Raw genomic sequence first — 19,141 nt, 5'->3', positions numbered from 1 at the left:
CGGGTTGACCGGCCACGGATGGTAACGGAATGCGTGTGTGATCACGGCAGACTCTGATCTTGTGAGGGCCATCGGGTGCCCTTGACCAAGGAATTGGAGCAGAAGCGTGCGAATTCGACTCTGGGTAGCTGCCCTCGCTGTGACCGGGGCCGGCGTCGGCGTCGGGCTGTCGGCAGGACAGGCACCCGCGGCTGAGCCCCCGACTGACGCGGTCTTCCTGAAGACCTTCCACCAGGGCAGCCTGACCGCCATCGCGATGGGCGACGAGGCGTCGAAGCGTGCGGTCTCGCGGTGCGTGAAGGACACCGCGGCGGTGCTCGTGCGGGACAACACCCGGCTGGACAAGCAGACCACCGACCTGGCCCGCCGGCTGGATGTGACCCTGCCGACGTCCCCGACCGTCAAGCAGCAGAACACGCTGAAGGACCTGGCGAAGAGCGCGGGCACGAAGAGCTATGACGCGGGCTGGCTCAAGGACGAGAAGGCGGGCAACACGCAGGCGCTGAAGCTGCTCGACAACGAGATCGCCAACGGCAGGAACAGTGACGCCCGGGAGCTCGCCAAGGCCGCCCGTCCGCTCCTCGCGGACCACCTCGCCAAGGTCAACGACTGCCTGGCCAACGCCCGCTGACAGCAGCGGAACGGCACCGGTGGGAGTCTCGGGGCGTTGCCCCGGGGTTCCCACCGCGCGTTGCGGGGGCCATCGAACGGGGGGCGTGCAAGGCTGAAAGCATGAAGGTCGTCAACCTGATCCTCAATGTCCTCTGGCTGATCTTCTGCGGCCTCTGGATGGCTATCGCCTATGCGATCGCGGGCGTCATCTGCTGCGTGCTGATCATCACCATTCCCTTCGGCATCGCGGCCTTCCGCCTTGCCTCCTACATGCTGTGGCCGTTCGGCCGGACCACGGTGCAGCGCCCGGACGCGGGGGCGCCGTCCTGCGTCGGCAACGTGATCTGGCTCGTCTTCGCGGGCTGGTGGCTGGCGCTGGCCCACCTGGCCACCAGCATCCCGCTCTTCCTCTCGATCATCGGGATCCCGTTCGGCTGGGCGAACCTGAAGATGATCCCGGTCTCGCTGATGCCGCTCGGCCGCGAGATCGTCTCCACCGACGAGGGGTTCGGGCACCGCTACTGACGTTCGCCCTGCCGCTGGGTCGGGTGGCCGTTCGGCCGCCCGACGGTGGAGCGCCCGCAGGCGGGGGCGGCGGCTCAGGCGCTCGGCACCGGCTGCGGGACCGGGGGGCCGACGTAGCGGGCGGCGGGGCGGATGATCTTGCTGTCGGCGGCCTGCTCCAGGATGTTGGCGCTCCAGCCGATGGCGCGGGCGGCGGCGAAGGTGGGGGTGAACATCTCGCGCGGCAGGCCGCAGAGGTGCATCACCACGCCCGCGTAGAACTCGACGTTGGTGTGCAGCTCCCGGCCCGGCTTGAGTTCGGCGAGGATCGCCAGCACCTGGCGCTCCACCTCGACGGCGAAGTCCACCAGCTCGCCGCCGAAGCCCTCGGCGACGCCGCGCAGCATCCGCGAGCGCGGGTCGTCGGTGCGGTAGACGGGGTGGCCGAAGCCCATGATCCGGTCGCCGGCCAGCACCCGGGCGCGGATCCAGGGGTCGATCCGGTCGAGGGTGCCGATCTCGTCCAGGGTGTCCAGGGCCCGGCTGGGGGCGCCGCCGTGCAGTGGGCCGGAGAGCGCGCCGAGGCCGCCGACCAGGCAGGCGACCAGGTCGGCGCCGGTGGAGGCGATCACCCGGGCGGTGAAGGTGGAGGCGTTGAAGCCGTGGTCGACGGTGGCGATCAGGTAGCGCTCGATCGCCCGGGCCTCGGCCGCCGCCGGCTCCCGGCCGGTCAGCATGTAGAGGTGGTTGGCGGCGTACGGCAGGTCCTCGCGCGGCTCGACGGGCTGCTCGCCGTGCTGCAGGCGGTGCAGCGCGGTGAGGATGGTGGGCACCAGCGCGGTGGCGAAGAGCGCGTCCTCGATCCGCTGCTCGGGTGCGGTGTCGTAGAGCGGGCGGATGCCGCGGTCGGCGGCCGCGATGGAGAGCGCGGGGCCGAGCGCGGCCAGCGGTCCGGCCTCCTTGGTGGCGGCGGCGAGCGCGGGCAGCAGCGGGCGCAGCGCCTCGGGCAGCCGGCGCAGCGGGGCGGTGCGGGCGTGGAAGGCGGCCCGGGCGGCGGCGTCCGGCAGCTCGCCGAGCAGCATCAGGTGCCAGACGTCCTCCAGGCTGCGCCGCTCGGCCAGCTCGATCGCCGAGTACTGCCGGTAGTGGTAGAAGCCCTCGAGTCCGCGCACGTCACTCAGCGCGGTCTCGGTGACGACGACGCCCTTGAGGCCGCGGGGCACCTCGATGCCCGGCGACTGCGCGGGGGCCTGGGGTGGGGTTATCGCGGTCGACATGACTACCTCCTCGGAACGGCTGACAGTCAGAACTCTGCGAGCATTGATCGATGTTGTCAATGTTGACTGAAATCAATGTGAGATACTGCCGACGGGGCGACTGAGGAGGTCACGGGATGAGCGATGGCAGGTTGACGACGCAGCAGGTCGCCGAGATCCTCGGGGTCAAGGTGGAGACCGTCTACGCGTACGCCAGTCGGGGCCTGCTGAGCAGCGAGCGGGTGCCCGGCGGCAAGGGCAGCACCTTCGACGCCCGCGAGGTGGACGCGCTGGCCGTCGGTCAGCGCCGCCGCCCGCCCCGTGGCGCGTCCCCAACTGCGGCCGACGGCCTGCCGTCGGTAGCGCCAGTCACCGTCCGCACCGCGCTCACCCTGATCGAGGACGGCCGGCTCTACTACCGCGGCCGCGACGCCGTCCAACTCGCTGAGCGGTACGGCTTCGAGTCGGCGGTCGGCTGGCTCTGGGGCGTCGGCGCCGAGCCGGGCGTGGAACTGCGCGCGCCCGCCGAGCTGGTCGCCGCGCTGCGCCGCAGTGCGGGGACGCTGCCCGCCGCGACCCGGCTGCCCGACCGGCTGCGGGTCTCGGCGGCGGTGGCCGCCTCGCTGGACCCGCTCCGCTTCGACCTGCGCGAGGCGAACGTGCGGGCCACCGGCGCGGCGCTGATCGCCGCCCTGGTGGAGGCGCTGCCGGGCCCGCCGACCGCGCCGGACGCCTCGCTCGCCGCCCGGCTGTGGACCCGGCTGGCGCCCGCCGCGCCGACCCCCGCGGCGGTGGCCTGCCTGGACCGCGCGCTGGTGCTGCTCGCCGACCACGAGCTGGCGGTCTCCACCGTCGCCGCCCGGGTCGCCGCCTCCGCGCGGGCCCACCCGTACGCGGTGGTCTCGGCCGGCCTCGGCGCGTCCGACGGTCCGCTGCACGGCGCCGCCAGCGCGCTCGCGTACCGGATGCTCGCCGAGGTGCTGGCGGCCGGGGACGCCGTGCCGGTGGTCTCCGAGTACCTGCGCACCGGCCGGTCGATCCCGGGTCTTGGCCACCGGCTCTACCCACAGGGCGACCCGCGGAGCGTGGCCCTGCTCGATGCCATGCGGCAACTGCCAGGATACGAGCCGGTGTTGGCGGCCGTTGACGCGGTGGTTCGGGCGGCCGGCGGCCAGCACGCGCCGGCCGCCGAGGCGGCCAACGTGGACCTGGCGCTGGCCGCGTTCGCGCACCTGGGCGAGATGGCCGCCGAGGCCGGCGAGGTGGTCTTCTCGGTTGCCAGGACGGCGGGTTGGCTCGCCCACGCGATGGAGGAGTACCGCGAGGCGCCGCTGCGGATGCGGGCCCGCGCCGACTACGTCGGCCCGCGACCGGAGAACTGACGATGCGTCAAGTTGACTTCGGGTCAACCGAGGTCGGCGACCTGGACCAGCATCTTGCCGATGTTCGCGCCGTCCAGCATGCCGAGGAACGCCCCCACCACGTTCTCGAAGCCGGCCACCACCGTCTCGTCCGCGCGCACCCGTCCGGCCCGCAGGTGCGGCACCAGGAAGTCGGTCAACTCCTGCTGGGCGTCCAGGTGTTGGCGGACCAGGAAGCCCTCCATCCGGAGCGCCTTGTGTACCACGTTGTAGAGGTTGCGCGGGGCGGGGGGCGGCTCGGTGCTGTACTGGGCGATCGCGCCGCACCAGGCGATCCGGCCGTGGTCGCGCAGCACCTCCAGGGCGCCTTCGAGGTGGTCGCCGCCGACGTTGTCGAGGAAGGTGTCGATCCCCTCCGGTGCGGCCGCGCCCAGCAGTTCGGCCACCGGCCCGTCGTGGTAGTCGAAGGCGGCGTCGAAGCCGGCCCGTTCGGTGAGGTGGGCGACCTTGGCCGCCGAGCCGGCGCTGCCGATGATCCGCCCGGCGCCGAGCAGCCGGGCGAACTGCCCGGCCGCGCTGCCGACTCCGCCGGCCGCGGCCGAGATGAAGATCGACTCGCCGGGCTGCAGCCGCAGCACCCGGGTCAGGCCGACGTACGCGCTCAGGCCGGTGCCACCGAGCAGGCTCAGGTGGGTGCTCAGCGGCACGCCGTCGATGGCCGGCAGCAGTCGGGCCTCGGACGGGGTGAGCACCGCGTGGGTGCGCCAGGCGTGCCGGTGGAAGACCAGGTCGCCGACCGCGAGTTCGGGCGTCCTGGACTCGATCACCCGCCCGATCGCACGGCCCTCCAGCGGGGCGTTCAGCTCCCAGTGCCCTTCGTCCATCGCCTCGCGCATATAGGGGTCGACCGAGAGGTAGACGTTCTCGACCAGCGCGGTGCCGGCGGCCGGCGGCGGGAACTCGCCCTCGACGAAGGCGAAGTTCTCCGCGACGGCGCGCCCGGTGGGGCGGGAGACCTGGTGGACGGCCTGGTACTGACGGGACATCGACTGCTCCTGGCGTGATCGGTGGGTGTGCTGATCACGCTAGGAGTCGGGGGCGGCCGGAAGCAGGGGCCGCGGTCGATGGAACGGGGGCAGCCATGAATGCCGCTCATGGATCCCACTCGCCCACTCATGCCGCCTCAGGCCACCGTGGCCAGCTCCCGCGAGGTGCTGTTGAACCGCTCGCCGCCCGTCGCGGTCACCGTGACGATGTCCTCGATCCGCACCCCGAACCGCCCCGGCAGGTAGATGCCCGGCTCGATCGAGAAGCACATCCCGGGCACCAGCGGGAGCTCCTCGCCCTCGATCATGTACGGCGGCTCGTGGGTGGTGGTGCCGATCCCGTGCCCTGTGCGGTGGATGAAGTACTCGCCGTACCCCGCCTCGGTGATCACCCGGCGGGCCACCCGGTCGATCTCCTGGCAGGCAACCCCGGGCCGGACCGCCTCGAAGGCCGCCTGCTGCGCCAGCCGCACCACCTCGTGCACCTCGCGCACCTCGGCCGGCGCCGACTGCCCGACGTGCACGGTGCGGGTGGTGTCCGAGCCGTAGCCGTCCTTCAGGCCGCCGAAGTCCAGCACCACCGTGTCGCCGACCTCGATCGTCCGCTCGCCCGCCTCGTGGTGCGGGTTGGCGCCGTTCGGGCCGGAGCCGACCACGGTGAAGTCCACCTGCTCGTGCCCGTGCGCCCGCAGCAGCGCGGCCAGATCAGCGGCCACCTCGCGCTCGCGGCGCCCGGCGAAGGCGACCTGGAGGATCTCCTGGTACGTGGCGTCGGCGGCGGCCCCGGCGGCGGCCAGCCGGGCCAGCTCCTCGGCGTCCTTGACCCCGCGCAGCATCGGCAGCACGGCGGTCAGCGACCCGAAGGCGGCGCCGGGCAGCGCCTGCTGGAGGCCCAGCAGGTGCATCGCCCAGGCGGAGTCGGAGATCCCGTACCGTCCGTCGGCCGGGCCCAGCAGCGGCGCGGTGACGGCGTACGGGTCCACGCCGTCCACCCAGTCCACCAGGCGCAGCGCGCTCGCTCCCGGGGCCGCCGCCGCGTCCGGGCGCTCCAGGCGGGGGACCACCAGGGCCGGCTCCCGCTCCGGGGCCAGCACCAGCGCGGTGAGCCGCTCGGTGGCGGCCGTCGGGCGGTAGCCGCACAGGTGCACCAGGTCCGGGCCCGGCGCGATCACCAGCCCGGCCAGGCCCGCGGCGGAAGCCGCCTCGACGGCCTGGGCCATCCGGGTCGCGTACTGCTCACTGGTGAACGGACGGGGCATGGGTGAGCCACCTGCTTCCGGGAGTCGCCGCGCGTTGGTGGGGCGAGCCTAGTGCGGTGGGGGCCCGGGCGGCGTGCTGTCAGCCCAGAACCTCGCTGTCAGCCCAGAGCCTCGCGCAAGGTGCGGAACTCCGCCGCCAGCGCGTCCAGCGAGTAGTGCGCGTTCAGGCCGCTCGGATTGGGCAGCACCCAGACCTCCGTTGCGCCCACCCCCTCGGGCTGCCGCCCGACCGCAGCGCGCGGGTGGCCGAAAGCCGTGCGGTACGCGCCGATCCCGAGCACCGCCAGCACCCTGGGGCGCAGCCGGTCCACCCGCTCGACCAGGGCCGCGCCGCCCTCCTTCAGCTCGGCGCGGGTCAGCTCATCGGCCTTCGCGCTGGCCCGGGCCACCACATTGGTGATGCCCAGGCCCAGCGCGAGCAGCTCGCCCTGCTCGTCCGGGCGCAGCAGCCGGGGCGTGAAGCCGGAGCGGTGCAGGGCCGGCCAGAACCGGTTGCCCGGGCGGGCGAAGTGGTGGCCGGTGGCGCCGGACCAGAGCCCGGGATTGATCCCGCAGAACAGCACCCGCAGCCCGGGGCCTGACACATCGGGGATGGTCACGTCCTGGGCCGCGGCGAGCTGCGCGGCGTTCGGGCGGAACGGGGCGGGGGTGGCGGGGGAGTTCGGCACGGGGCCAGTCTGCCGTCCTGCCGTTCCCCGTAGGTACCCGCGTTACGCGGTCATCGCGGTGGCGCCGACGGGCTCGAGTGCCGGGTCCCGCTGCGACTCCTGTGCCAGGGCCAGTTCCCGGTCGGCCAGCCGGGTCGCCCGCTTCGCCGCCCGCCGGTCCAGCAGCCGCCCGAGGCCGTAGTACACGGCGGCGGTGTAGAGCCAGCCCATCAGCACGTCGATCACGAAGTGCTCGGCGCCGTAGACCAGGGTGAAGGCCATCAGCAGCGGATAGGCGGCCAGCAGCACCCGCATCTTGCGTCCGGCGGTCGGCCAGAAGAAGAGCGCCAGCAGCATCGGGTAGGAGGCGTGCAGCGAGGGCATCGCCGCCACGTCGTTGTCGAACTGGCTGCCGTTCTCGAAGATCGATCCGGCCTCCGGCAGGTGGCTCTGGGCCAGCACGTCCGAGACCACCCGGGTCAGGCCCGGCAGGTGCCCGTTCTGCGCGGCCAGCCACGGCGGGTCGGCCGGGTAGAGCATGTAGGTCGCGAAGCCCGCGAAGGTGAGCGCCAGGTAGAACACCAGCAGCCGGGTGAAGCGGTCGTGCCGCCGCTGCCAGAGCGCGGCCAGCACGATGAAGATCGCGAAGAAGTGCGACATGTAGACGACGGTGAACAGGTAGTCGTACCAGTGCGGGTGCCCCGGCGTGTACAGCCAGTGCTGCAGCCGCACGCTCCAGACCTGCCCGAACCCGAGCACCTTGTCGATCTCCAGCTGCGGCCGCCAGTGCACGGCCCAGGGCGTGTGCGCGCCGTAGCCGCGCAGCAGCGAGTAGGCGTAGACGGCGCCCATCACCGGGAGCCAGTCGCGCAGCACCCGCAGCCAGCCGAACCGGTGGCCGCTCTGCACGGCAGCGGCGATCAGCGCGCCGATCAGCCAGCAGAAGACCACGTCGTTCTGGTAGGGCAGCCCGTTGTCCGCGATGTACCGCCAGAGCAGCAGGAAGTACACCGGCCAGGCCAGCAGCCGCACGTACCGGGCTCTGCGCCGCACCCCCGCGAGGCCGTCCCAGGTCGCGGCGAGCCGATCACGCCAGCCGCTGGGGGGTCCCTGCCTCTTCCCGCTGAGCCCGGAGGCGCCGCGCGGCCCCGTGCTCTCGTCGGCGCCCGCGCCCGCGCCCGCATCCGCGCCCGTTCCCGAACCCGTGTTCTCGCTCGGGCGTAGGGTCGGGCTCGCATTCGAGGTCTGGGCGGTCGACGGGGTGCGGACCGGCGCCGAACGGCTCGTGTCGGCGGCGGGACGGACGAGGTGGAGCGGGCTGGTCACCGGTGGCGTCCCCTTCGAGAGTTCTGGTGGGGCAAGCCGGGTCAACGTAATGCTCAACTTTTAAGAATTGCTGAGCCCGGGCGCGGGCCTGTGGCCCGCGCGCCCCCGATCCTGCCCCGGCGCATGGCATCGCGCATACCCCCCCGGTGCCGCCAAGCTTGGACTGGACCGGTTATCACCTCTTTGCGGAGGTGCACCTACGTCCAGCGGACATACATCAAATTCTCAGGAAACTTCTCCACTCGCGACCGGAACGCCCGAGGGGCCCCGCTTGCGCGGAGCCCCTCGGGTGTCACCCTCGACCGGTTGGGTCAGCGGTAGTTGACGTACTGGATCGCGAAGTCCAGGTCCTTGCCCTTGAGCAGCGCCTGAACGGCCTGCAGGTCGTCCCGGCTCTTCGAGGAGACCCGCAGCTCCTCGCCCTGGACCTGCGCCTTCACACCCTTCGGACCCTCGTCGCGGATGATCTTGGAGATCTTCTTGGCGTTCTCCTGGGAGATGCCCTCCTTGATCGTCGCGAAGATCTTGTACTCCTTGCCGGACAGCTGCGGCTCGTCCGCTTCCAGCGCCTTCAGCGAGATCTTGCGCGCGATCAGCTTGCTCTGCAGCACGTCGAGGATGGCCTTCACCCGCTCCTCGCCGTCAGCCTTCATCTCGATCCGCTCGCCGGACCAGCCGATGGTCGCGCCGACGTTCTTGAAGTCGTAGCGGGTGGCGATCTCACGCGAGGTCTGGTTGATCGCGTTGTCGACCTCCTGCTTCTCGACCTGCGAGACGATGTCGAAACTGGAGTCGGCCATCTGTGGTGGTCTCCTTGCGATGTCGGCAGCACAGCCCCACCCAAGCGGGGCACTCACGCCCCCAGCCTATCCAGCGCCACCCCGCCCGACCCCCTTGATCATCACGTGACCAATCAAGTGGCGGAGCACCCCCTGCCATCAGGTAAGGTTTATCCAGTCGAACGGGGCGCAGCCCCGCGAGACGAACATCCTGGCTGGTTGCCCGAGCGGCCAAAGGGAGCAGACTGTAAATCTGTCGCGCAAGCTACGCAGGTTCGAACCCTGCACCAGCCACAGGATAGAGAAACAACCCCCGATCTGCGGAAACGCAGGTCGGGGGTTGTTTCGTTGTGCTTCCGCCGCGCGAGCGCTGGGTGGTGAGGAATCGGCGTCTGTCTCACGCTGCATCACCCGACCCAGAGGCAGGCACCGGCTGGGTGGCTGAGGGAGCGTCGGGTCACGGGCGTCGCAGTCTGGGGGCAGGTCGGGAAGCTTCTGCGATCCGTGCTGCCCTGGCGCGCAGGCTGGTCGGGTAGCCCGCACTCCCTTGAACGGCAGGGGTGCCTGAACCAGTCGATATCCCGTTCGATTGCCCGCGCTGCGTGACTACGCTGTGGCTCTACGACAGTGGGGGAAGGGGTGGGTGTCATGACGGCGTGGGTGCTGGTGTGCGACCCGGCGAGGTTCCGGATCGATGATCTTCGGGCGGAGGGTGGTGAGTTGGACTCATGGACGGTCCAGCGCAACCTGACGGAGATGCGGACGGGTGATCCGTTCGCACTGTGGGTGAGTGGTCCAGGCGGGGGTGTCGTTGCGGTTGGTGAGCTCACGGGAGAGCCGTCTTGGGTCGATGGCGCGGGGGCGGACGATCGGTACTGGGATGAGCCGCCAGAGGCGCGGGATGTGGTGCCGCTGACGGTCGAGACGTGGCTGGAGTCTCCGATCTCGCGCGAGTGGTTCAGGGACAATGGCGCCTTTGTCGGAGCTGGGATCCTGTCCCAGTCGTTGGAGGGGAGCCCGCACCGCCTGACCGATGAGCAGTGGGAGGTACTGGCCGCCGAAGCTCAGCGGGTGGTGGCTACGAGGCCGGGGAGCGCGCTGTCGGTGGATGAGGACTGGCACCTCGAACCCGGGGAAGAGATACGCCGAGTTGAGCTCCATGACCGCTACGGGGGTAGCCGGCAGGGAGGCATCAGTCCGTCGGTGCGGTCCAAGAACGTCCTGTTCTTCACTGACGCCAGCACCGGCGAGCAGCACGGCTACGACGACCTCTGGGAGTCCGACGACCACTTCCGGTATACCGGTGAGGGGCAGAACGGCGATCAGGTCTTCACCAAGGGCAATAAGGCCATCCGGGATCACCTTGAGGACGGTCGGCACCTTCGACTCTTCATCGGCAGTCGCGGCACGGTTCGCTATGCAGGTGAGTGGATCCTTGACCCCAGTGAGCCGCACTCGTGGGGGCGAGCCAAATCCACGAACGGCGGACCCGAGCGGAAGGTTATCCACTTCCACCTGATCCGAGTGGGAGCCGCGGTAACCGCTCCGGGTGTGCCCGTGGGTTGTGACTATCGGGTCGAGGACGAGACCACGGTGCCGGCGCCAGCTAAGCCGAGCGCCCCGGACCCCGAGCTGATGGGGCAGAACCTCAGCACGCACCGGCACCTTCAGAACGCGCTTGCCAGGCAGGTGCGAGCACGGGGCATGAAGCCGTTGTCGCCGACACCCGCCGACCCTGCCTTTGATATCGCGTGGCACGACGGGGACACGCTGACGGTGACTGAGGTGAAGTCCTTGCGGCCCGAGAACGAATCGCATCAACTGCGGACTGGAATAGGGCAGTTGCTGGACTATATGGATCAGCTCAGTGCGCGGGCACCGCAGGTGCGCGGAGTGCTGTGGCTCGAGCGGACGCCGTTGGAGGAGCGCTGGTTGGGCATCTGCGAACGGGCCGGGGTGATGCTCGCGTGGCCGGGAGCAGACGCCGACGTCTGGGGGTAGCAAGCGCGCAGCCGTCAGAGGGCCGTTGGGATGGGCGGTAGGGGCGTCAGGGAAGCGTCAGGGCCCTGGAGCCGCGCGTGACGGTCCCGTTTGCTGGGGTGAGGTGACCCAGAGGGAGAAGGGGTGGGCGTGGTGGAGCGGCGGCGGGTCGTGGTGGGGGTGAGCGGGTCGCTGGGGAGTCTGGCGGCGTTGCACCGGGGGGTGGGGGAGGCTCGGCGGAGCGGGGCGGAGGTGCTCGCGGTGCTGGTCTGGATGCCGCCGGGTGGGGAGTACAGCTTCCGCCGCGCGCCCTGCCCGCCGCTGATGTCGGCCTTCCGGGAGGCCGCCGTGGAGCGACTGACGACGGCGCTGACGGAGGCGTTCCCGGCCGGGTTGGCGGACGTGCCGCTGCGTGCGGTCGCGGTGCGCGGGGAGCCGGGGGCGGCGCTGGTCGCGGCGGCGGACGGGCCGGATGACGTGTTGATCGTGGGTGCGGGGGAGCGGCGCTGGTGGCGACGGCTGGGTCCGTCGGTGAGCGGCTACTGCGTGCGGCGGGCCGAGTGCCCGGTGCTGGCGGTGCCTCGGCCGCTGCTGCAGCGTGAACTCGCGGTGATCCAGCGGCGCAACGCCTACCACCTGCCGCTGGAGCCCGTCGGCTGAGCCGGCTCAGCCGACCTGCACCGTGACGGTGTAGCTCTGCTGGCCGGGTGCGCACGGCTTGGCCTCGCCGCAGGAGGTGCGGGTGGCGGTCAGTTGGGCGCTGCCGGCCGTGCGGGCCTGAAAGGTGGTCAGCACGGTGCCGCAGCCGCCGCCCGGGTGGCAACTGGCGGGGGCCGGCGCGGTGGTGGCGCCGGTGGGCGCGAGCACCTGAGGCGCCGAACTGGTGAGTGGGGACCAGAAGGTGCTGTGCAGGGTGACCTGGACGGTGGCACCGACGGCGGCGTGGACGGTGCTGTGGTCGGCGTTGTCGTCGAGGCTGAGGACGACGGGGGTGCTGGCGGGGGTGCTGACGTGCTGGGTGCTACTGCCACAGGCCGTCAGGGCAAGGGGGAGGGCGAGGGCGAGCCCGATGAGCAGGTGGCGAGGGTGCGCAAGGTGGGCCATGTCGGTTCCTCCGTAAGACGGCTGCTTCGGACAGGGATCGGACGCACGAGGGGACGGTTCGGATCCCGGCACACACGAAAAGACCGGGGCGGGCCAGCTGGCCCGCCCCGGTCGTGGTGCTGGAAGACGCTGGAAGGTGCTACATCAGCCGACGTTCAGCGCAGCGTCGTCGAGGACGAAGCTGGTCTGGCCGTTGCCGCTCTCGCTACCGGTGAACTTCAGCGTGATGCTCTGCCCGGCGTAGGCCGACAGGTCGACGGTGCGCTGGGTGTAGCCGGTGGCCGCGTTCAGGTTCGAGAAGGTCTGCAGCGTGGTGCTGCCGGCCTTCAGGACCAGGGTGTCGTCAGCGGTCGAGTTCGTGTTGGCGGTGTCCACGTGCAGCCAGAAGCTGAAGGCGGCCTTGCAGCCGGCCGGGATCTTGACGGTCTGCGACACGGTGTCGGTGTGGACGCTGCCGTAACCGTCCAGCCAGGCGTCGTAGCTGCCCGAGTGCGAGGGCTCGCTGCTCATGTCGCTGTTGATCACGCCGGAGGTCGCGGTCCACGGGGCCGCGCTGCCGGTCTCGAAGCCGCCGTTGCCGATCAGCTGCGCCGGGGTGCAGCTGGAGGCGGCCGCGACCGTGAAGCCGAAGGTCGCGGTGCCGGTGGCGCCGGTGGTGTCCTTGGCGGTGACGGTCACCGAGGAGGTGCCGGCGGCGGTCGGGGTGCCGGTGATCAGGCCCGAGGTGCTGATCGACAGGCCGGCCGGCAGGCCGGTGGCCGAGTAGGTCAGGCTCTGGCCCGAGGCGCTGTCAGTCGCCTTGACCTGCAGCGAGACGGCGGTGCCGACGGTGCCGCTCTGCGCGCCGGGGCTGGTCACCGTGACGGTGTTGCCGCCGGTCGAGCCGCCGCCGTTCACGATCGGGTGCGAGATGGAGCAGGCGTTGGTGTCGTTGGACCAGCTGGCCTGCTCGGCGAAGGTGCCGGTGGCGAAGCTGACCATGGCGGCGCCGCCGGCGGTGCCGGGCTTCAGCCAGGCGCACTCGTCGGAGTTCTCCTGGCCGTTGTAGGTGGCGTCACCGGTGTGGTTGGTCCAGCCGCCGGCCGGGTTCTGGTCCGACATCATCTCGTGCCACTCGTGGCCGAGGGTCATCGTGTAACCGTCGAGGGTGCCGGGCGAGTTGACGAAGCCCACGCCGCAGTTGGCGCCCTGGTCGATGTTGTACGGCTGGTTGCTGAACGCGATGTCGCCGTAGGGCGAGGACGCCGCGCCACCGGTCAGGGTGGTGTCGCCGTTCCAGTCGTGCCAGGCGCAGTACCCGGTGTTCGGGTCCTGGTAGTTGTCCGGGTCGGTGCCGTGCGGCGACAGCACGATGTAGTACGCGTCGCGGTTCGCGGCGGCCGTGGTGTTGCCGAAGTGGCCGGCGGCCTTGATGGCCTCCTGGGCCAGCTGGTTGCCGGTCGCGGCGCTCGGCGAGGCGGCCGAGTTGTCGTAGTAGACACCGGAGAGCACGCCACCGGCCTGGTACGGGATGAAGTTGGCGTTCGAGGGGCAGCTGGTGGCGCCGGAGGCCACGTTCGGGCCGTCGCACCACTGCGTCAGGTCGGCCGACCACAGCTCGTTGTTGGTGCCGATGCCCTTGAACATCTGCTGGGTGGCGCCCGCGGCGCCGGCCGAGTCGCCGGAGAACTTCGCGTTCCCGTTGCTGTCGGTGGTCTGCGAACCCCACTGCGAGCCGTAGAACACCAAGTAGACCTTGGAGTGGCCGCTCTGGACGCCGATGCCGTCCACGCCGCCGCCGTACGACAGCGTCTCCGCGCCGGTCGCGGCCGCCGAAGCCTGGTTCGCGATGGTGGCCCGGCGCTTGGCCTCGTACTGCTGGATGCCCGGGAGCTTGCTGGCGTTGATCGAGGAGCTGAACGGGTTGAACTCGTTCTTGATGGCGGAGCCGGCCAGGGCAGCGTTGTGGTGGGCCTGGCCCGAGACGGCCGGGACGGCGCCGTTGGCCGCGTTGCTGCTGGCCATGGCCGGGGCGGCCGCGGCGGTCAGACCGGCGGTGGCCAGGGCCAGTGAAGCGAGACCGGCGAGGGCGCTGTACCGCGCGGACCGGGTGGTGGGGGAAAGACCCATGTGGAGGGTTGCCTCTCTCATGCCGATCGGCTCACCGCCTCTTGGGCGGCTGGGCGATCTGTTGCGTGGACAGGAGCCGACGGCATTCCTCGGCCACGCACCGGCTCGGGGCGGCCGACCGGAATGCGGCGGCGGTCGCCGGAATTCGACACGAATTCCGCTCGAGCGCTGCCGGAAATGCCGGAAAAGCCGAAAAAGAACTGCCACCGATCTGGTACGGACCAAGGAAACTGATGGAGAGTCACCTTGTGGGGGGTGGTCCGCCGTCTGCCGGGCTGAAGCCAACCAGAGCTGATGAACGCGGGTCAACGGATTCGGTGGGGCAGTTCGTTCAATTAGATATTCCACTGAATACAGTGAATAGAAAGATGGCAGGTGGGCGCTGGTTTACGCGGGTAGTCGCTTGATCAAACTGTGACCCCTGACACTGAGTCAGCGCGGGCCCGACATCGAGTCAGGGGACGTCAACGGAGTGTCAGAATCACTGAAAGTACCGTTAGGAACGCGTATAGAACACGGATGGTTCGCCGCCGCTCCGGGGACGATGCGTAACGCAGCCGAGCACACAGGAGCCAGCCGATGTCCGTCACTCCAGACGCCGTTCAGGCCGAACCCCCGCATACCGGGGCGGTCGAGCCGGGCGCCCACGACGCCGATGCCCACGACGCCGATGCCCACGACGCCGACATCCACGAGGCCGCCGACCGCGCCCACGACCGGGACAAGCTGACCGCCCTCGGCGGTCTGGCCGCGCTCTCGCTGGACGCGATGGCCTCGGTCGCGTACGGGCCCGAGTCGATCGTCCTGGTGCTCGCCGCGGCCGGCAGCTACGGCCTCGGTTTCACGCTGCCGGTCACCGCCGCCATCGCGCTGCTGCTCGCGGTGCTCACCGCCTCCTACCGCCAGGTGATCGCGGCCTTCCCGGACGGCGGCGGCTCGTACGCGGTGGCCAAGACCCACCTGGGCCGGCGCACCGCGCTGACCGCCGCGGCCTCGCTGGTGATCGACTACATCCTCAACGTCGCCGTATCGGTCACCGCCGGCGTGGCTGCGCTCACCTCCGCCTTCCCTTCGCTCTACCCGGACCGGGTCTGGCTCTGCCTGGGCGTGCTGGTCCTGGTCACGGCGGTGAACCTGCGCGGCATCGCCGAGTCGGCCCGCTGGTTCATGCTGCCGACCGCGGTCTTCGTGCTCTCGATCATGGCGATCATCCTGATCGGCCTGTTCCGCTCGACCCCGGCCAGCACCGCGGCCGCCGCCGGGCACGCCTCCGCGCTGGCCGCCAACGCGACCTCGGTGGGCGCGCTGCTGCTGCTCAAGGCCTTCGCCTCCGGCTGCTCGGCGCTGACCGGCGTCGAGGCGGTGGCCAACGCGGTGCCCTCCTTCCGGGCTCCCCGGGTCAAGCGGGCCCAGCACACCGAGGTGGCCCTCGGCGCCGTGCTCGGCGTGATGCTGATCGGTCTGGCCGTGCTGATCGGCCGCTTCCACCTGCAGCCGGTGGCGGGTGTCACCGTGCTGGCCCAGCTGGCCGACGCCTCGCTCGGCCACGGATTCGGCTTCTACGTGGTCCAGTTCGCCACCGTGATCCTGCTGGCGCTGGCCGCCAACACCTCGTTCGGCGGCCTGCCGGTGCTGATGCGCCTGCTGGCCCGGGACAACCACCTGCCGCACGTCTTCGCGCTGCGTGCCGACCACCAGGTGCACCGGCACGGCGTGCTCTTCCTGGCCGTGGTCTCGGCCGGCCTGCTGGTGGCCTCCGGCGGGGACGTGAACAGCCTGGTGCCGCTCTTCTCGATCGGCGTCTTCGTCGGCTTCACCATCTGCCAGATCGGCATGGTCAAGCACTGGTGGCTGTGCCGCTGTCCCGGGTGGCGCGGCAAGGCGGCGCTGAACGGCTTCGGCGCGCTGCTGACCGGCGTCGCCACCCTGGTGGTCACCGGGACCAAGTTCACCGAGGGCGCCTGGGGCATCGTGGTCGCGCTGCCGCTGCTGGTGCTGCTCTTCGAGCTGGTGCACCGGGCGTACGCGCGGATCGGCGAGCGGCTGGAGCTGGGCCGGATCCCGGGGCCGCTGACCCCGCAGCGCTCGCTGGTCGTGGTACCCGTCCACTCGCTCACCCGGATGACCCGGGAAGCGCTCTCCGCCGCCCTCTCGCTCGGCGACGAGGTGCTCGCGGTGACCGTGGTGCCCACGGAGCCGGACGCCGAGGACCGGCAGTCGGCCGAGGCGCTGCGCCGGGACTGGGAGCTGTGGCAGCCGGGCGTGCCGCTGGTCGAGGTGCGGGACGCGCACCGGCGGCTCGGCCGGCCGCTGGTCGGCTTCGTCAACGGGCTGGCCGAGCAGCCGCGCGCCGAGGACGGCGGATTCGACCGGATCACGGTGCTGATCGCCGAGGTCGAACCGGTGCACTTCTGGCAGCGGGCGCTGCAGAACCAGCGCGGGGTGCTGATGGACCGGGCGCTGCGCCGCGGCACCGACGCGGTGGTCTGCCGGCTGCGGCTGCGGATGTAGCGCGAGGGTCGGCAAGGCAGCGAAGCCGGGACGGGTCGGGAGACCGCCGGCCCCGCGAGTCGCCCGTGGCCGATACGCAGCGGACGCATACGCTCACGCTGTGTTCAACCTGCCCCAGGCGCTCAAACGCCTCGTGATCGGTAAGGCCATGCGCAGCGAGGAGCTGGGCGAGACCCTGCTGCCCAAGCGGGTGGCACTGCCGATCTTCGCGTCCGACCCGCTCTCCTCGGTGGCCTACGCGACCGAGGAGATCCTGCTGGTGCTCACGGTCGGCGGCACCGCCTTCCTCTACCTGACGCCGTGGATCGCGGCCGCCGTGGTGGCCCTGATGGCGGTCGTGGTGCTCTCCTACCGGCAGGTGGTGCACGCCTACCCGGGCGGCGGCGGCTCGTACGAGGTGGTGACGCAGAACCTCGGCGACCGGTTGGGCCTGGTGGTGGCCGCCTCGCTGATGGTCGACTACGTGATGACCGTCGCGGTCTCGGTCGCCTCGGGGGTGGACAACATCATCTCGGCGTTCCCGGCGATCGGCGACCTCCGGGTCCCGATGGCCTGCGGGTTCGTCGCGCTGCTGGCCGCGGTGAACCTGCGCGGGGTCCGCGAGTCGGGCAAGGCCTTCGCGGCGCCGACGTACCTGTTCATCTTCGGCATCATGCTGATGGTGATCACCGGCCTCCTCAAGACGGCCTTCGGTCACAAGCCGGTGGCCTCCAGTGCCCAGTACGCGATCCTCCCGACCGACCACAACGGCACGCTGGCCGGCATCGCCCTGATCATGCTGGGCCTCAAGGCCTTCGCCTCCGGCTGCACCGCGCTGACCGGCGTCGAGGCGATCTCCAACGGCGTGCCGGCCTTCCGAAAGCCCAAGTCGAAGAACGCCGCCACCACGCTGGCCGCCATGGGCATCACGGCCGTGGTGATGTTCGTCGGAATCACCGCCCTGGCGCTGATCACCAAGGTGCACAAGACCAACGACACCTGCCAGCTGGTCGGCTACCCGGGCGACTGCCACACGGCGTCCCAGCCGACCGTCATCGCGCAGCTGGCCGCCGCGATCTTCGGCGGCGACCACAGCTTCCTCTTCTACTTCATCCAGGCCGTCACCGCCCTGGTGCTGATCCTGGCCGCCAACACCGCCTTCAACGGGTTCCCGCTGCTCGCCTCGATCCTGGCCCAACACAGCTACCTGCCAAGGCAGTTCCACACCCGCGGCGACCGGCTCGCGTTCTCCAACGGCATCATCGCGCTGGCCGTGGTGAACATCCTGCTGCTGTGGGGCTACAAGGCGAACGTCTCCAACCTGATCCACCTGTACATCCTGGGCGTGTTCACCTCCTTCACGCTCTCCCAGATCGGCATGGTCCGGCACTGGAACGAGGTGCTCGGCAACGAGAGCGACCCCGCGGTGCGGGCCCGCGCCCGGCGCTCCCGGGTGATCAACGCGTTCGGCGCCTGCACCACGGCCCTGGTCTTCGTGATCGTCATGGCCACCAAGTTCCTGGAGGGCGCCTGGCTCGCGGTGCTCGCCGCGATCGTGCTCTTCACGATGATGCGCGGCATCCGCAGGCACTACGACGCGGTCGCCGAGGAGTTGACGGTGGACGATCCGCACGCGGAGGCGGTGCGCCCGTCCAAGGTGCGCGGCATCGTGCTGGTCTCCAAGCTGCACAAGGCGACGCTGCGGGCACTGGGGTACGCCGAGGCGTTCCGCCCGGACTCGCTGGAGGCGCTCAGCGTCGCGGTGGAGAAGGACGACGTCGAGGAACTCAGGCGGCAGTGGAACGAGTTCGACATCCGGGTGCCGCTCAAGGTGCTGGACTCGCCCTACCGCGAGATCACCAAGCCGGTGGTGGCCTACGTCCGCTCGGTGCGCCGCACCAGCCCCCGGGACGCCGTCGCGGTCTTCATCCCGGAGTACGTGGTCGGCCACTGGTGGGAGCACCTGCTGCACAACCAGTCCGCGCTCTGGCTGAAGAGCCGGCTGCTCTTCACACCCGGCGTGATGGTGATCAGCGTGCCCTGGCAGCTCTCCTCGGCACCGCGCGCCGACCACCCGGCCCGCCGGGGCCCCGGCTCGATGCGCCGCGGTGAGCCGGGCGGCGGCCAGCAGGAGAAGCGCGAGCGGATCGAGGCACCGGAGAACGTGTGACCCGAGAACGTGTGACCCGAGAACGTGTGACCGGGGACGTCTGACCGGGGACGTCTGACCTGACCGATCATCACGAACGAGTGACGGGAGCCCGGGCGGATCATCCGCCCGGGCCCCGCGCCGTTGCCGCCGTGTTATCGCCCCGTGACCGGCCCTCGATACGGCGTATGGAGGCCGTCAACAGGGCGATGGTCGCCGTATGGAGGCCGTCAAGAACGGCCGGTACGGCTCGAACACACGATTTGCTACTCCAGCCGGTCTGCCGCCGGTGTCGTGTGGAGCCGTTCGGCCGCCCACGGCCAGGTTCCTGAAGCAACTGGTGGAGCTCATGCTCGATCTCGTCTTCGTCGGCATCACGGTCGCCGTGTTCGCCGTCCTTGCTCTGATCGCGCGGGGGGTGGAGAAGCTGTGAGTGTCGAGAATCTCGCAGGTCTCATCGTCGCTGTCGTCCTCGTCGGCTACCTCGTCGTGGCGTTGATCTACCCGGAGAAGTTCTGA

The 19,141-nt window shown here is 70.7% G+C and carries 17 protein-coding genes and 1 tRNA gene; 10 read left to right on the top strand and 8 right to left on the bottom strand.

The window, feature by feature from the left end:
* The first annotated feature begins 106 nt into the window (after nucleotides 1-106).
* Nucleotides 107-631, top strand: coding sequence for a DUF4142 domain-containing protein (locus P3T41_RS27885; RefSeq protein ID WP_280693288.1), 525 nt, complete (start codon nucleotides 107-109; stop codon nucleotides 629-631).
* A 101-nt stretch (nucleotides 632-732) separates the two neighbouring features.
* The gene (locus P3T41_RS27880) at nucleotides 733-1,137 is read left to right on the top strand and encodes a YccF domain-containing protein (protein ID WP_280693287.1); all 405 of its coding nucleotides are present in this window, start codon (nucleotides 733-735) and stop codon (nucleotides 1,135-1,137) included.
* 74 nt (nucleotides 1,138-1,211) lie between these two features.
* Here P3T41_RS27880 and P3T41_RS27875 read toward each other — a convergent pair whose 3' ends face one another.
* On the bottom strand, nucleotides 1,212-2,393 hold the full coding sequence (locus tag P3T41_RS27875; protein ID WP_280693286.1) for a citrate/2-methylcitrate synthase: 1,182 nt from the start codon (nucleotides 2,391-2,393) through the stop codon (nucleotides 1,212-1,214).
* Nucleotides 2,394-2,509: 116 nt separating this feature from the next.
* Here P3T41_RS27875 and P3T41_RS27870 point away from each other — a divergent pair, with 116 nt between their 5' ends.
* A complete protein-coding gene (locus tag P3T41_RS27870; RefSeq protein ID WP_280693285.1) occupies nucleotides 2,510-3,754 on the top strand; it encodes a citrate synthase in 1,245 nt (414 codons plus the stop codon).
* Between the two features lie 23 nt (nucleotides 3,755-3,777).
* Here the strand turns inward: P3T41_RS27870 and P3T41_RS27865 are convergent, their stop codons facing one another.
* The 5 genes from P3T41_RS27865 to P3T41_RS27845 all read right to left on the bottom strand — a co-directional run bounded on the left by P3T41_RS27865 (nucleotide 3,778) and on the right by P3T41_RS27845 (nucleotide 8,811).
* Nucleotides 3,778-4,779, bottom strand: a complete 1,002-nt coding sequence (locus P3T41_RS27865; protein ID WP_280693284.1) for an NADP-dependent oxidoreductase — start codon at nucleotides 4,777-4,779, stop codon at nucleotides 3,778-3,780.
* Nucleotides 4,780-4,916: 137 nt separating this feature from the next.
* Nucleotides 4,917-6,038, bottom strand: a complete 1,122-nt coding sequence (locus P3T41_RS27860) for an aminopeptidase P family protein (protein ID WP_280693283.1) — start codon at nucleotides 6,036-6,038, stop codon at nucleotides 4,917-4,919.
* Between the two features lie 98 nt (nucleotides 6,039-6,136).
* Complete coding sequence (mug, locus tag P3T41_RS27855) at nucleotides 6,137-6,706, bottom strand: G/U mismatch-specific DNA glycosylase (protein WP_280693282.1); 570 nt, start codon at nucleotides 6,704-6,706, stop codon at nucleotides 6,137-6,139.
* A gap of 42 nt (nucleotides 6,707-6,748) precedes the next feature.
* A complete protein-coding gene (locus tag P3T41_RS27850; protein WP_280693281.1) occupies nucleotides 6,749-8,011 on the bottom strand; it encodes a phosphatase PAP2 family protein in 1,263 nt (420 codons plus the stop codon).
* A gap of 311 nt (nucleotides 8,012-8,322) precedes the next feature.
* On the bottom strand, nucleotides 8,323-8,811 hold the full coding sequence (locus tag P3T41_RS27845) for a YajQ family cyclic di-GMP-binding protein (protein WP_280693280.1): 489 nt from the start codon (nucleotides 8,809-8,811) through the stop codon (nucleotides 8,323-8,325).
* Between the two features lie 192 nt (nucleotides 8,812-9,003).
* On the opposite strand from P3T41_RS27845, the gene P3T41_RS27840 reads away from it, so the two are divergent.
* The 3 genes from P3T41_RS27840 (at nucleotide 9,004) to P3T41_RS27830 (ending at nucleotide 11,430) form a co-directional block, all read left to right on the top strand.
* Nucleotides 9,004-9,084 (top strand) — tRNA-Tyr (locus tag P3T41_RS27840).
* 354 nt (nucleotides 9,085-9,438) lie between these two features.
* Nucleotides 9,439-10,791 carry an EVE domain-containing protein gene (locus tag P3T41_RS27835; RefSeq protein WP_280693279.1) on the top strand — a complete coding sequence of 451 codons (1,353 nt, stop codon included), beginning with the start codon at nucleotides 9,439-9,441 and terminating at the stop codon, nucleotides 10,789-10,791.
* Nucleotides 10,792-10,914: 123 nt separating this feature from the next.
* On the top strand, nucleotides 10,915-11,430 hold the full coding sequence (locus P3T41_RS27830) for a universal stress protein (RefSeq protein WP_280693278.1): 516 nt from the start codon (nucleotides 10,915-10,917) through the stop codon (nucleotides 11,428-11,430).
* Nucleotides 11,431-11,436: 6 nt separating this feature from the next.
* Here P3T41_RS27830 and P3T41_RS27825 read toward each other — a convergent pair whose 3' ends face one another.
* Nucleotides 11,437-11,874 carry a hypothetical protein gene (locus P3T41_RS27825; protein ID WP_280693277.1) on the bottom strand — a complete coding sequence of 146 codons (438 nt, stop codon included), beginning with the start codon at nucleotides 11,872-11,874 and terminating at the stop codon, nucleotides 11,437-11,439.
* A gap of 144 nt (nucleotides 11,875-12,018) precedes the next feature.
* Nucleotides 12,019-14,004: a putative Ig domain-containing protein gene (locus P3T41_RS27820; protein ID WP_280693276.1), complete on the bottom strand. Its 1,986-nt coding sequence runs from the start codon at nucleotides 14,002-14,004 to the stop codon at nucleotides 12,019-12,021.
* A 558-nt stretch (nucleotides 14,005-14,562) separates the two neighbouring features.
* Between P3T41_RS27820 and P3T41_RS27815 the strand changes: the two genes are divergently transcribed.
* The 4 genes from P3T41_RS27815 (at nucleotide 14,563) to kdpF (ending at nucleotide 19,141) form a co-directional block, all read left to right on the top strand.
* A complete protein-coding gene (locus P3T41_RS27815) occupies nucleotides 14,563-16,494 on the top strand; it encodes an APC family permease (protein ID WP_280693275.1) in 1,932 nt (643 codons plus the stop codon).
* A 148-nt stretch (nucleotides 16,495-16,642) separates the two neighbouring features.
* Complete coding sequence (locus P3T41_RS27810) at nucleotides 16,643-18,643, top strand: APC family permease (protein WP_280693350.1); 2,001 nt, start codon at nucleotides 16,643-16,645, stop codon at nucleotides 18,641-18,643.
* 199 nt (nucleotides 18,644-18,842) lie between these two features.
* Nucleotides 18,843-19,055 (top strand): hypothetical protein, encoded by a 213-nt coding sequence (locus P3T41_RS27805; RefSeq protein ID WP_280693274.1) that lies wholly within the window; start codon nucleotides 18,843-18,845, stop codon nucleotides 19,053-19,055.
* Entirely contained in the window at nucleotides 19,052-19,141 is a 90-nt protein-coding gene (gene kdpF / locus P3T41_RS27800; RefSeq protein ID WP_184937114.1) for a K(+)-transporting ATPase subunit F, read from the top strand. The genes P3T41_RS27805 and kdpF overlap by 4 nt, the downstream gene beginning before the upstream one ends.

Source organism: Kitasatospora sp. GAS204B (assembly GCF_029892155.1).
Lineage (GTDB): Bacteria > Actinomycetota > Actinomycetes > Streptomycetales > Streptomycetaceae > Kitasatospora.
The sequence above is the reverse complement of the archived record's forward strand: the minus strand, read 5'-3'. Positions and strand labels throughout refer to the sequence as shown.

What these genes read in the sequence shown, in the direction of transcription:
- P3T41_RS27880 (WP_280693287.1), top strand. Translation starts at nt 733, where the DNA reads ATGAAGGTCGTCAACCTGATCCTCAATGTCCTCTGGCTGATCTTCTGC.
- P3T41_RS27875 (WP_280693286.1), bottom strand. Translation starts at nt 2,393, where the DNA reads ATGTCGACCGCGATAACCCCACCCCAGGCCCCCGCGCAGTCGCCGGGC.
- P3T41_RS27870 (WP_280693285.1), top strand. Translation starts at nt 2,510, where the DNA reads ATGAGCGATGGCAGGTTGACGACGCAGCAGGTCGCCGAGATCCTCGGG.
- P3T41_RS27865 (WP_280693284.1), bottom strand. Translation starts at nt 4,779, where the DNA reads ATGTCCCGTCAGTACCAGGCCGTCCACCAGGTCTCCCGCCCCACCGGG.
- P3T41_RS27860 (WP_280693283.1), bottom strand. Translation starts at nt 6,038, where the DNA reads ATGCCCCGTCCGTTCACCAGTGAGCAGTACGCGACCCGGATGGCCCAG.
- P3T41_RS27845 (WP_280693280.1), bottom strand. Translation starts at nt 8,811, where the DNA reads ATGGCCGACTCCAGTTTCGACATCGTCTCGCAGGTCGAGAAGCAGGAG.
- P3T41_RS27835 (WP_280693279.1), top strand. Translation starts at nt 9,439, where the DNA reads ATGACGGCGTGGGTGCTGGTGTGCGACCCGGCGAGGTTCCGGATCGAT.
- P3T41_RS27825 (WP_280693277.1), bottom strand. Translation starts at nt 11,874, where the DNA reads ATGGCCCACCTTGCGCACCCTCGCCACCTGCTCATCGGGCTCGCCCTC.
- P3T41_RS27820 (WP_280693276.1), bottom strand. Translation starts at nt 14,004, where the DNA reads ATGAGAGAGGCAACCCTCCACATGGGTCTTTCCCCCACCACCCGGTCC.
- P3T41_RS27815 (WP_280693275.1), top strand. Translation starts at nt 14,563, where the DNA reads ATGTCCGTCACTCCAGACGCCGTTCAGGCCGAACCCCCGCATACCGGG.
- P3T41_RS27810 (WP_280693350.1), top strand. Translation starts at nt 16,643, where the DNA reads ATGCGCAGCGAGGAGCTGGGCGAGACCCTGCTGCCCAAGCGGGTGGCA.
- P3T41_RS27805 (WP_280693274.1), top strand. Translation starts at nt 18,843, where the DNA reads ATGGAGGCCGTCAAGAACGGCCGGTACGGCTCGAACACACGATTTGCT.